We start from the raw sequence: 12,305 nt of genomic DNA, 5'->3' as shown, positions 1-12,305 counted from the left end.
CGCTATTTTTTCTCATTGGCGCGAACCAATCCGTTATAAACATCATTCAATTGCTTATAGCGCTGATACTGGGGATGTGATTGGGAAATAATACTCGTCGTTTTGGTGAAGGTTTGTTGAATTTTTTCGCTGATTGCACTATTGAAGTTGCCTTTAAGTTTATCGATCATAGCTTGTACATAGTTCAAACGAAGACCTATGTGATTTGGCAACTTTTGCAGCGCGGTTTTAAACGCATCAGCCGCAGCGGTAAAATCTTTGGCGTTGTACAGGGAAATGCCTTTCTTATTAATTTCGGCAACCATTAATTTATTTTTCTCACTGCGAGGCTCATCCAGTAACACGTCGAGTTTCTGCAATTTATCTTCACTTCCCGCATAGCGGTGCAATAAATCACCTAACTGTTGTTGCGCTTCTTCTGTTTTTCCAAGCATGCGTAACGCCCTAACCATCTCGATTTGCACATCCAAGGCGGAGTCATCTTTGGTGTTTCCCAAAGCTGATTGCGCTGAGCTCAGTGCCTCTTGTGCACGACGTTGATCTCCATTACATACCTGTAACTGGCTTTCCAGCAATAATGACTCGACTTTGCGCAAATTGGACTTGCCAAAGTTATCCTCCAGATTAATAACGCAAGAAATGGCTTCACGGACAAGTGGCTTAGCCAATTCTTTATCAATTGAATATAAATCTATGGTTGATTGCGCGAATAGCGAATGAACACTCGCCCTGTCAAAACAGGAATGCTCACCCAATTTAACAGCGCGCCTCAAGGCATTCGTCGCGGTAACCAGATCATTGTTTTGTTGCGCAATGTTTCCCAAGCTCTGCTGACGAACGATGGATAGAGGGGAGAGCTCAGTTGCCTTTTGTAAAATATTTTGCAACCCATCAAAATCATTCTGAAGCTTGTACACCTCTGCCTGCAAATCATAGGCTTTCATGCACAAGGGATTTGATTGCAATAAATTTTCCACCCACTGCTGCGCCCCTAACAAATCATTCTGGGCAAGCTTGGTTTTCACCATACCAATTTGGGCCCACTCCAACTCTCGGGCTTCCAACACATTGCGATAAATTTCTTCTGCGGCACTAACATTTTGATTGTCGAGGTACAACTGGGCAAGAATTTTTTGACAGGCATTAGTGTAGCGGCTGCCGGCTGCGATACGGTCTTTACAGGCAGCAATCGCCCCTTGAGTATCTCCCGATTTCTGTGCGGTTTGAATAGTTTTTAACTCAACGCGCTGCTCCATTAATCGTCCCAAGCGTTGATCCAGTGCTTTTGGAGTAATTGGTTTCGCCAAATATGCATCCGGCTCGTAATCATAAGCCGCCATAATGATACTTTTGCTATTTTCGGCAGATACGAGGATGAACAAACTATCCGAGCAGGGATTATCTGTTGTGCGCAATTCTTCCAGTACTTGCTGGCCACTCTTGCCCTTACCCAGATTGTTGTCGCATAAAATCAAATCATACGCGCGAGCTTTGCAGAAACGCAGAGCCTCTTCTCCGGAAGCTGCCGAGTCAACATTGCCGACCCCCAAATCCATCAGCATTTTGTAGAGTGTGCCGCGAAAATTCTCAAAATCATCAATAATGAGCGCGTGCATTTTGTAATAGCCGAGATCAGCCATTAGTCCGCCTCCTTAGGGGAAATCAGACTAAGAATAGCCCAGTATTGGCGGGTCGCTAGCTATTTAGAAATAAGAATCCCTCTAATTTGGTGGGTATTAATACCTAACCCCTAGGGTTTTCTCCGGCGGGAATAAAACAATTGGTTACCACCCAGAACCTTAGCGCTATGCTTTGCATCGGCCAGCAATTGCGATACCTGATGATGGGTTTTGCAGACACTAATATCGGGGCTGACGCAACCTATGGCCAAAGTCAATGGGCCAAATTTCTGACGCTGCCCTTGGCGGTCCAGACTCCAATAATCCAGCTGCTGGCCGGGAAGCAAATCAGCACTGGCGGCGATAAATTCACGCAAAATTGCTTCACAGCGCAATCGCCAGTCCTCGCTACGAAAAACGACGATAAAATCATCGCCACCAACATGTCCGATAAAATCGCCCTTTCCATCTATCGCATCGCACAGAATGCGGCTCAGCAACAAAATAGCTTCATCCCCTGCCCCGTAACCGAATGCGTCATTAAAGGGCTTGAAGTGATTAATATCACAGTAAGCCACTACAAACTCTTGCTGCTGTATCAACAGATGATCTACCCATTCGTACAGCGGCACATTGCCAGGCAATTGAGTTAAAGGGTTACTGTGACGCGCGAGGCGCAATTTTTCTTCCGTAATAGAACGCAATAAATTACGAACCTTACCAACGCCGAGATAACGCCCCTGATTGCAAATAACAAAATCCACGCTGAGATTTTGCTGGGGATCTTCGCTGATGAGCTGGCCAACCGCTTTTAAATCGGTGTTTACATCAACAATAATTGAGCGAGGGCTGATAAATTCCCTCACTGTTTTTTGGGCATGCAACTCATGAGCAAATCTATGGGAAAAAATATTTAATAGTTCCGCACGACTCACCATGCCTAACGCTTTATCTCCATCAACCACCGGAACACAGCTAAGGCGCACATCGGCCCGAAACATTTTGACCAAGCTCTCTGCCGAAGATTGCGGAGATACATGGACGGAATCTACAACTATCTCACCCGCTGTCCGAACAAAGTTGTCCTGATATCGACGCAACGATGAAACGGATAGTGACATAAGCCGTGCTGATAATTCTGCAGCGGGCACCGCTGCCGGGCGTGCGATAAAATAACCTTGGGCATATTCAACTCCCATGGCAACCAGCGTGGAAAATTCTGCTTCAGTTTCAATGCCTTCAGCAATTGCCTTATGGCCAATACGATGGGCAATATCAAGCATGGCACGAACGAATTCGCGCTTGACCGGATCTTTATCTATACCGGAAATAAAATGACGATCTATTTTTACATAGTCAGGACGCAGCTCACTCCATACCCGTAAACCCGCATAACCTGCCCCCAGGTCATCAAGGGCCACAGCAAAGCCTTGCCTTTGAAAGTGATCAGATGCGGCCCTCAGTAGATCCAGCTCATCTAACGGTTGGCTTTCCGTCAGTTCAAAGACCACGCGCTCCGCACTCAAACCAACCCTCTGTAAAATTTCACGCGTCACACCATCGCGATATTGGCTATCGGTAAACGCAATGGGGCTCATATTGAGAAATAGTTTGCCAGGCAAATTTAACGCAGCAAATTGCTCGCAGGACACTTCACGACACGCAAACTCAAGACTAGCTAACAAGCGCGATTCGCGCGCGACTTGAAACAGTTTATCCGGAAACTCTAGCGAGCTATCATCCGGTCCACGGATCAATGCCTCGTAACCAATAATGCGCGGATTCTCCAACGCCATAATGGGCTGGAATACCGGCTTTAGTAATTTGAAATCAATCAGTCGACGTAATTCCTTTTGCAGCGTGATTTGGGTAAACACAGTGCTCTGCAAAGACATAAAGGCAACAACTTGTTAATAAACGGAACAACTGCGAATAATCCGGCGGAAAGATGACAGTTTTATGAATTCAGGAATTTGTTGTCATTGCCGGCGAGAGGTACAATGCAAACCTCTTAATATCCTATTCATTTATGTCACAAAACAGACAAAAGCATGCAAAAACACCAACCAGATACCATCTACGCCAATCCTCTGGCAGAAGTCAACCGCTTCGCCTTCGATGAACGAGTGGTCGATGTATTTCCGGATATGATCAAACGCTCAGTTCCGGGTTATGCCACCATCATTAATATGATTGGCAATCTGGCCGAGCGCTATGTGCAAGCCAACAGTAATTGCTATGATCTCGGCTGCTCCCTAGGTGCCGCGACTCTGGCAATGCGGCACCGTATTCAGGCCGCTGATTGCAAGATTATCGGGGTCGATAATTCCGCAGCGATGATTTCTCGCTGCCAACAGGTAATTGCGGCTGATAGTGGCGAGATCCCCGTCGAGCTTCTCGAGGCGCCAATTCAAAATATCAGCATCGAAAATGGCTCTATGGTAGTGCTTAACTTTACGTTGCAATTTATCACTACTGAAGAGCGCCTTAAGGTTTTAGAAAATATTTGCTCCGGCTTGAACTCCGGCGGAGTGTTAATTCTTTCCGAAAAAGTCGTGTTTGACGATGATCCGCACCAGCAGCTCATGACTGAACTCCACCACAACTTCAAACGAGCCAATGGTTACAGTGATCTGGAAATTGCGCAAAAACGCACAGCGATTGAAGATTACTTAATTCCCGAAACACTAGACACTCATCGTCAGCGCTTACGTGCAGCGGGATTCAGCAGTGTCGATGTCTGGTTCCAATGTTTTAATTTCGCTTCGCTGATTGCGATAAAATAACCCGTTTTTTTAAAGGTTTTTACTCTGTGAATCGCATTAACTACGACTTGCTCCTAAACGCATTAAAGAAAACACCGCTAGCTGAATGGGCGGAAAAACTCCCGGAGCAAATAGCGAAAGGCCTGTGTGAGAAACGCTACGGCGATTTAGCAGGCTGGATACAGTCCCTGGAAAAATTACCTGAAGTTACACAAAGCTTTATTGAATTAGAGCACGAAGTACGTATTGGTCAGACTGCGGATTGCACTGACGAAGAGCGTGGACATATTAAATCCGTACTGCAGGAATTAATTCCCTGGCGCAAGGGCCCCTACTTTATTCACGATATCCATATAGATACCGAATGGCGCTCAGACTGGAAATGGGATCGAGTGTTGCCACACCTGGCACCGTTGAAAGACCGCTTGATTTTGGATGTAGGCTGCGGCAATGGCTATCACTGCTGGCGCATGCTGGGTGCAGGCGCACAACGCGTCATTGGAATAGATCCATCCCCCCGTTTTATCGTGCAATTTTTTATGATTAAACATTTTGCTGGAGCAAATTATCCTATTGATGTATTACCGCTCGGCATAGAGGATCTGCCAGATAAGTTACTCGCATTCGATACCGTTTTTTCTATGGGTGTTTTTTATCATCGGCGCTCCCCCATGGATCATCTGTTGGAATTAAAAAATGCACTGCGTCCCGGAGGACAATTGGTGTTGGAAACGCTGGTAATTGAGGGCGAACTAGGCGAAGTATTGGTGCCCGAAGGTCGCTACGGCATGATGAACAATGTCTGGTTTTTACCAAGCTGCGAAACCATGTTGTCCTGGTTACGCAAAATGGGATTTAGCAATCCCCGCGTCGTCGATGTATGTGCTACCACCGTCGAAGAACAACGTGCAACTGAATGGATGCGCTTTCATTCACTGCCTGAATTCTTACATCCCGATGACTCTGCATTCACTGCGGAAGGTCACCCCGCCCCAATACGTGCGGTGTTCGTTGCAGAGGCATAAAAAACAAGGGGCACTCAATGGCGCCCCTTGTTGCTCAGGTATATCACCTATTTCTTAGAGCTTGTATCCATCCTCTTCGTGCAAGCTCAAATCCAATCCAATTGTTTCTTCTTCTTTGCTAACACGGAGCCCCGCAGTCAAGACGCCCGTTAACTTAAGCAATATATAGGTAACAACGGCGGTATAGACGAACGTCACTACCACACCAAGTAATTGCACACCCAACTGCTGCCCCATTGAATTAATTCCAGCTGCAAAACCTTGTCCACTGAACGCACCCAATTCTGTCGAAGCAAAAATACCAGCGAGTATCGTACCCAGCACCCCACCAATACCATGCACAGGGAACACATCAAGGGAATCGTCGATTTTCCAAACTCGCTTCACCAAGTGCGTCATAATAAAACAAACAACACCCGCCGCCAGACCAATGATTAACGCCCCGCCAGGACCAACATAACCAGAAGCAGGCGTAATAGTACCCAGGCCGGCAACCATACCGGTCACAATGCCCAATACACTCGGCTTACGGAAACGTACCCATTCGATCGTCATCCACGCCAAAGCACCTGCTGCAGCTGAAATATGAGTGACTAACATAGCCATCGCCGCATTGCCGTTAGCAGCCAGCGCGCTACCTGCGTTGAAACCAAACCAGCCAACCCACAACATACCAGCACCGGTTACAGTCATCGTCATATTATGTGGGGGCATAGCGGTGGTAGGAAAACCGTTACGCTTTCCAATAACTACTGCCGCGACTAAAGCCGCAACCCCCGCCGTAATGTGAACAACCGTACCACCGGCAAAATCCAGCAACCCCATGGCAAATAGCCAGCCAGATCCAGCCCATACCCAATGACACACCGGAATATAAACTGCGAACAACCATAAACCAGAGAAAAGCAACATGGATGAAAATTTCATTCGCTCCGCGAAGGCGCCAACAATTAACGCAGGAGTAATAATTGCAAAAGTCATTTGGTACATAGCATGAAGGCTGAGTGGTATATCGCCGGCCAATGCATCTTCAGTAATGTTGGCCATAAACACCATACTGAAATCACCAATCCAGGAGTTGCCGGTACCAAATGCCAGGCTATACCCAGCAATCAACCAAAGCAGCGATGCGAGGCAGGCGATCGCAAAACATTGCATGAGTACCGATAATATATTTTTCACACGCACCAGGCCGCCGTAAAACAGCGCCAAACCGGGCAATGTCATAAATAGAACGAGTGCAGTAGACGTCAGTATCCACGCCGTATTCGCACCATTTAACGCAGGTTCTTGAGCCCACAGTTGCGGGCTCGTAAGTGCCATAGCGGCACCAACCGTGGCATAAATAAAACTTCTCTTCTTCATAAGTACCCCATAGTGGTTATTATGTTTACATAAACTTCAATTCAAGGAATAAATGCTTCATTTTGAGACAGTTCCTTTACATTGCGGACTATATTCAGGGCAAAAACCCTAATCATCACAAAAATTCGCACTAATTATGGGCGAAAAAATAGCAATGGACGGCCTAGAATAAAAATGAACCCGGTCTAGGCAATTTTCAATCCACATTACAATAACATCGAAATATCAATGAGATAGCCCAACCCCAATTCTTCTAATTAGCGAATTTTGCACCACACACAAACACAAACAACCCAGTGCGCACCATTAGTGACCACAAGATAAAAGCAACGGGTTTAAATATATAACGTAGAATGGCTTCTTCGTCGGCGCTTGGCATCATCAATACACTATGAATCTATGGACAACACTCGCCGCATTCACAGCGGCTTTTTCATTTATTCTGACAAAAATGGTAATTATTTGGCTGGGAAATCGATTAGTGGATACGCCTAGCGATCGAAGCTCGCATAATAAACCTACGCCCCGCGGGGGAGGATTAGCTATAGCGATGTCTTGTGCAATTACGTATTCCTTTTTATGGATCTATGCACCAGAGCAGGCTCCTGATTTTTTGCTTATTGCGCTCCCTATAGCAATGGCAATTTTGGGGTTAATAGATGATTTCATTAACCTAAAAATTCAACTCCGCTTAATCGTTCAGCTCGTTTTTGCAACAATAGGAATACAACATTATCTGCTAGAAACAAGTTGGTCATTGCTCAATATTACTTTGGTTAGCGTACCGCTAATATTGGCACTTGTCTGGTCCACAAATCTATACAACTTTATGGATGGCATTAATGGAATAGCAGCACTGCAAGCAATCAGCACTTGCGTGGCGATGGGAAGTATACTTCTCTACTGCAACGTAGATACGGAAGCAGCTACTTTATTGTTAATTGTTGGGTTTTCTTGCACCGGATTTCTGTATTGGAATTTTCCAACAGCGAAAATTTTTATGGGTGATACAGGAAGCCTGTTTTTAGGATTTTGCTTTGGTTTACTGGCCATAAAAACCAGCTTTGATTCGTTAAAAATTGCTGTGGCCTGGTTAATTGTCATGGCACTTTTTATTTGCGATGCAAGTTATACGCTCTTCATTCGCTTCATAAGTGGTCAAAAATTCTACCTACCTCATCGTACTCACAGTTACCAAAAGCTCGCGGTACAACTTGGCTCGCACGGAAAAGCCTCACTATCGGCATTAGCAATGAATATGCTATGGCTTTACCCAATTGCTTTTTTAACGGTTTCAACTGCTATCCACCCAATGCTGGCACTAATCCTTGCCTACAGCCCACTAATTATCGTTTCTATGAAATTTAAAGCAGGGATAACAAGTTAACTAACGCGGCTTAGTGCTGCTCGAGGGGGATCCTGTTCCTCCGTCAACGCCCAATTGTATTCAAGCGGCATTTCACGCAGCATATGCTTAATTTTATTCGGCTCATCCATTTCACACGCAATGTTTAATTTATTCAAAAAAATCTCCATTTCCCCCCAGGAGACTGAGCGCTCCAATGCCTTGAAAATGCGAGGGTGATCCGTTGCGAAAACATTATCGCCAATCAAAAGCTCTTCGTATAATTTTTCACCGGGGCGCAATCCGCTGTAGCGAATCTCAATATCACCCTCAGGATTAGCAGCATCGCGAACAGATAACCCCGAAAGGTGAATCATGCGTAAAGCCAAATCAACTATTTTTACTGGCTCGCCCATATCCAATACGAAAACATCACCACCCTTACCCATAGCTCCCGCCTGAATGACAAGCTGGGAAGCTTCTTTAATCGTCATAAAGTAACGAATTATTTCAGGGTGTGTAACAGTAACTGGCCCACCATCTTTAATTTGCTTACGAAACAAAGGTACAACTGATCCAGAAGACCCTAGGACGTTGCCAAAACGCACCATCACAAACCGGGTAAGCTCTTGACGCTGAGCAACGCTTTGTAAAATAAGCTCCGCCAAACGCTTCGATGCGCCCATTATATTTGTTGGACGCACAGCTTTATCCGTGGAGATCAACACAAACAAACCAACACCAGCGGCAACCGCAGCTTCAGCACAACACAAAGTTCCGATAACATTGTTTTTAATCCCTTCAACAATATTTGATTCAACCAAGGGAACATGCTTGTAGGCCGCAGCATGATAAATAGAATTGACGCGATGATTCTTGAAAACGGATTTTAAAAATGCACTATTTTGAACCGATCCTAACAATGGAACTATGGATACTAACGGCAGATTGCGAGCAGCCAGCTCCTGCTCCAAGACATACAAACTATATTCATTATGATCCAGGAGAATCAATGCCTTAGGTTTGCATTCGATAATTTGCCGACAAAGCTCACTGCCTATCGATCCCCCAGCACCGGTAACCATAACCACTTTATCTGTGATTGACTCAGCCATTAGATCCGACAAAGGCTGAACAGAGTCACGACCGAGCAAATCCTCGACATCAACATCACGTACATTTTCTATATGTGCCCGTCCAGACAGAATATCCCCCATGTCAGGAATAGTTTGCACATTAATTTGAAGCTTCTCCAGCTGCTTAATAATTTCGAGCCGAAGACTATGGGGGGTCCGCCCGAGAGCAAGCAAAACCTTAACCGCGGAAGTGGCCGTAATTAGCCTGGGCAATTCAGCAGGAGAATGGATTTTAATATTTGCGAGAAGTGTTCCGTGTAACGATGAGTTGTCATCAACAAATGCAACTACTCTGTAACCGGTATCCCGAAGTGCGAGCATTAACTGGTGGCCGGTTCTCCCTGCCCCATAAATAATAACGGGAACCATATCACCAGGAGGCAAAGCTCCCATTTTTAAAATCACATGACGAACTAAGAGTCTCGGCCCACCGATTAATATCAACATCAAACCAATGTATATAAACGGAACCGAACGGGGAATTTTGGAGTAAGTAAGAAAGCCGGAAACAGCAAGGGTTACACCCGATAAAAGCACACAGATAATTATTGTAACTATTGCCGGCTGAGTCATATATCGCAAAATGGCGCGATACATTCCAGATTTTATAAAGATTACCAAAGTGGTAAGCAACGTAATTAATAACGCAGTGAGCTCCTTACTAGTTATTAGCAGGTCAAAAGTCCCAAAACGAATACAGTTGGAAAAGTAAACGCCTAATACTATAGCGAAGGAGTCATAACAAAGGGATATTACCCGCTTAGTTGCACGCGAAGCCTCAAGCAACTTAATCAACATAGGTGGGCCTCGAAACAACAAATCGCAATCATCCCGATGGCGACTAAAGCAGAAGGAAATAAAGCAGTTGTTACTTATTGATGCTCTCGTTTACCCGATCGCGCATTTCTTTTCCGGGCTTGAAGTGAGGCACATACTTGCCCTCAAGAATAACCGCCTCACCTGTTTTGGGGTTCCGGCCTGTGCGAGGAGCACGATAATGAAGAGAAAAACTGCCGAATCCGCGAATTTCTATACGCTCTCCGGACGCCAAAATATCAGACATATAATCCAATAACAGTTTGACTGACACCTCTACGTCTTTAATGGTTAATTGATTTTGCTTTTCGGTAATGTACTCAATTAATTCTGATTTGGTCATAACCCGCTGCTCATTCAATGATAAAGATTAAACAACACAATTTTTCAGAAATATACAAGCCACGAACAACAAATATAGCCCAACCAACTAGAGATTAACCAGTAAAAATAGCTGCGGCTAGCCTTGCTAGCCGCAGCATATCAAAGATTACTCTTTGTTTTGCATCTGTGCTTTGATCAGATCACCCAAAGTTGCAGGAGCAGCCTGGTCTGACTGCTTGCTGGAAAGCTCTTTCATCGCAGCCTTCTCATCTTCTACATCTTTAGATTTCACTGACAGGTTGATGCTACGATTTTTGCGATCTACAGCAATAATCTTAGCTTCAACTTCGTCGCCAACTTTCAGTAAGTTACGAGCATCTTCTACCTTCTCACGGCTCAGCTCTGACGCTTTCAATACAGCTTCAACATCATCAGCCAAGGTGATTACAGCAGCTTTAGCTTCAACTTCTTTCACGATACCCTTAACAACAGCACCCTTGTCATTTACTGAAACGTATTCAGAGAATGGATCGGCTTCCAGTTGTTTGATACCCAAAGAAATACGTTCACGCTCTGGATCGATGGCCAATACCACAGTTTCCAGCTCATCGCCTTTCTTGTATTTGCGAACAGCTTCTTCGCCTGCTTCATGCCAGCTGATGTCTGACAAATGAACCAGACCATCAATGCCACCATCCAGGCCAATGAAGATACCGAAGTCAGTAATAGACTTGATTTTACCGCTGATCTTGTCACCTTTTGCACAGGTGCGAGCAAACGCATCCCATGGGTTCTCTTGGCATTGTTTCAGGCCAAGGGAGATACGACGACGCTCTTCATCAATATCCAGAACCATAACTTCAATTTCATCACCCAACTGAACAACTTTTGAAGGGTGGATGTTTTTGTTGGTCCAATCCATTTCAGAAACGTGGATCAGACCTTCAACACCTTCTTCCAACTCAGCGAAACAACCGTAATCAGTCAGGTTGGTTACCTTGGCTTTAACACGAGCACCCTCTGGGTAGCGCTTGGTGATAGCAACCCATGGATCTTCACCCAATTGCTTCAGACCCAGAGATACACGGTTACGCTCACGATCAAATTTCAGAACTTTAACGTCGATTTCATCACCAACGTTTACGATTTCACCTGGATGCTTGATACGCTTCCAAGCCATATCGGTAATGTGCAACAGACCATCTACACCACCCAGATCAACAAACGCACCGTAGTCGGTAAGGTTCTTAACAATACCTTTAACCGCTTGACCTTCTTGCAGGGTAGCCAACAACTCATCGCGCTCAACAGAGTTGGCTTGTTCCAACACCGCACGGCGAGAAACAACTACGTTGTTACGCTTTTGATCCAGCTTGATAACTTTGAATTCCAGCTCTTTGCCTTCGAGGTGGGTAGTTTCGCGAACAGGGCGAACATCAACCAAAGAACCAGGAAGGAAGGCACGGATACCAGCAACGTCAACGGTGAAACCACCTTTAACCTTGCCATTAATAACACCTTTGATAACTTCTTCAGCAACATGAGCAGCTTCAAGGATTTTCCAGGCTTCAGCGCGCTTGGCTTTCTCACGAGACAGCTTGGTTTCACCGAAACCATCTTCTACGCTCTCCAAGGCCACCTGAACTTCGTCACCGATCTGGAGGTTTAACTCACCCAGTTCGTTACGGAATTGTTCTGCGGGGATAACACCTTCAGATTTCAAACCAGCGTGAACGGTTACCCAATCTTTATCGATATCGATAACTACGCCAGTTACAATAGTACCTGGAACCATGTCAACGGTTTTCAGGCTCTCTTCAAATAATTCAGCAAAACTTTCGTTCATACTCATGGTATTACCTATAAATTAAAAGTAGATTCACCACAAAGGTGCCTACTTTATCCGCATG

At 45.2% G+C, this 12,305-nt stretch carries 9 protein-coding genes; 3 read left to right on the top strand and 6 right to left on the bottom strand.

The genetic code is table 11. The features are described 5' to 3' along the window. Positions 1 to 2 precede the first annotated feature (2 nt). Positions 3 to 1,640: a response regulator gene (locus tag D0C16_RS03250; RefSeq protein ID WP_225318888.1), complete on the bottom strand. Its 1,638-nt coding sequence runs from the start codon at positions 1,638 to 1,640 to the stop codon at positions 3 to 5. 110 nt (positions 1,641 to 1,750) lie between these two features. Continuing rightward, on the bottom strand, positions 1,751 to 3,514 hold the full coding sequence (locus D0C16_RS03245) for a bifunctional diguanylate cyclase/phosphodiesterase (protein ID WP_151030993.1): 1,764 nt from the start codon (positions 3,512 to 3,514) through the stop codon (positions 1,751 to 1,753). A gap of 156 nt (positions 3,515 to 3,670) precedes the next feature. On the opposite strand from D0C16_RS03245, the gene cmoA reads away from it, so the two are divergent. Together cmoA and cmoB are read left to right on the top strand one after the other, a co-directional pair. Then, on the top strand, positions 3,671 to 4,405 hold the full coding sequence (gene cmoA / locus D0C16_RS03240; protein WP_151030992.1) for a carboxy-S-adenosyl-L-methionine synthase CmoA: 735 nt from the start codon (positions 3,671 to 3,673) through the stop codon (positions 4,403 to 4,405). Between the two features lie 35 nt (positions 4,406 to 4,440). Continuing rightward, entirely contained in the window at positions 4,441 to 5,409 is a 969-nt protein-coding gene (cmoB, locus tag D0C16_RS03235) for a tRNA 5-methoxyuridine(34)/uridine 5-oxyacetic acid(34) synthase CmoB (protein WP_191968711.1), read from the top strand. Positions 5,410 to 5,463: 54 nt separating this feature from the next. On the opposite strand, the gene D0C16_RS03230 is transcribed toward cmoB, so the two are convergent. After that, positions 5,464 to 6,732, bottom strand: coding sequence for an ammonium transporter (locus tag D0C16_RS03230; protein WP_151034784.1), 1,269 nt, complete (start codon positions 6,730 to 6,732; stop codon positions 5,464 to 5,466). A gap of 433 nt (positions 6,733 to 7,165) precedes the next feature. Between D0C16_RS03230 and D0C16_RS03225 the strand changes: the two genes are divergently transcribed. Next, complete coding sequence (locus D0C16_RS03225; protein WP_151030990.1) at positions 7,166 to 8,161, top strand: glycosyltransferase family 4 protein; 996 nt, start codon at positions 7,166 to 7,168, stop codon at positions 8,159 to 8,161. Here the strand turns inward: D0C16_RS03225 and D0C16_RS03220 are convergent. The 3 genes from D0C16_RS03220 to rpsA all read right to left on the bottom strand — a co-directional run bounded on the left by D0C16_RS03220 (position 8,158) and on the right by rpsA (position 12,241). After that, the gene (locus tag D0C16_RS03220) at positions 8,158 to 10,053 is read right to left on the bottom strand and encodes a nucleoside-diphosphate sugar epimerase/dehydratase (RefSeq protein ID WP_151030989.1); all 1,896 of its coding nucleotides are present in this window, start codon (positions 10,051 to 10,053) and stop codon (positions 8,158 to 8,160) included. The genes D0C16_RS03225 and D0C16_RS03220 overlap by 4 nt on opposite strands. Before the next feature lie 70 nt (positions 10,054 to 10,123). After that, the gene (ihfB, locus tag D0C16_RS03215) at positions 10,124 to 10,414 is read right to left on the bottom strand and encodes an integration host factor subunit beta (RefSeq protein WP_151030988.1); all 291 of its coding nucleotides are present in this window, start codon (positions 10,412 to 10,414) and stop codon (positions 10,124 to 10,126) included. A 147-nt stretch (positions 10,415 to 10,561) separates the two neighbouring features. Then, positions 10,562 to 12,241 (bottom strand): 30S ribosomal protein S1, encoded by a 1,680-nt coding sequence (gene rpsA, locus D0C16_RS03210; protein WP_151034783.1) that lies wholly within the window; start codon positions 12,239 to 12,241, stop codon positions 10,562 to 10,564. Between the last annotated feature and the right edge of the window lie 64 nt (positions 12,242 to 12,305).

It is taken from the genome of Cellvibrio sp. KY-GH-1 (assembly GCF_008806975.1).
Taxonomy (GTDB): domain Bacteria; phylum Pseudomonadota; class Gammaproteobacteria; order Pseudomonadales; family Cellvibrionaceae; genus Cellvibrio.
This window is presented reverse-complemented; position numbering and strand designations above follow the sequence as displayed.

Excerpts from the sequence above, each read along its gene's own strand:
- D0C16_RS03220 (WP_151030989.1), bottom strand. The coding sequence starts at position 10,053 with ATGTTGATTAAGTTGCTTGAGGCTTCGCGTGCAACTAAGCGGGTAATA.
- D0C16_RS03245 (WP_151030993.1), bottom strand. The coding sequence starts at position 3,514 with ATGTCTTTGCAGAGCACTGTGTTTACCCAAATCACGCTGCAAAAGGAA.
- D0C16_RS03250 (WP_225318888.1), bottom strand. The coding sequence starts at position 1,640 with ATGGCTGATCTCGGCTATTACAAAATGCACGCGCTCATTATTGATGAT.
- D0C16_RS03230 (WP_151034784.1), bottom strand. The coding sequence starts at position 6,732 with ATGGCACTTACGAGCCCGCAACTGTGGGCTCAAGAACCTGCGTTAAAT.
- D0C16_RS03225 (WP_151030990.1), top strand. The coding sequence starts at position 7,166 with ATGAATCTATGGACAACACTCGCCGCATTCACAGCGGCTTTTTCATTT.
- rpsA (WP_151034783.1), bottom strand. The coding sequence starts at position 12,241 with ATGAACGAAAGTTTTGCTGAATTATTTGAAGAGAGCCTGAAAACCGTT.
- cmoA (WP_151030992.1), top strand. The coding sequence starts at position 3,671 with ATGCAAAAACACCAACCAGATACCATCTACGCCAATCCTCTGGCAGAA.
- ihfB (WP_151030988.1), bottom strand. The coding sequence starts at position 10,414 with ATGACCAAATCAGAATTAATTGAGTACATTACCGAAAAGCAAAATCAA.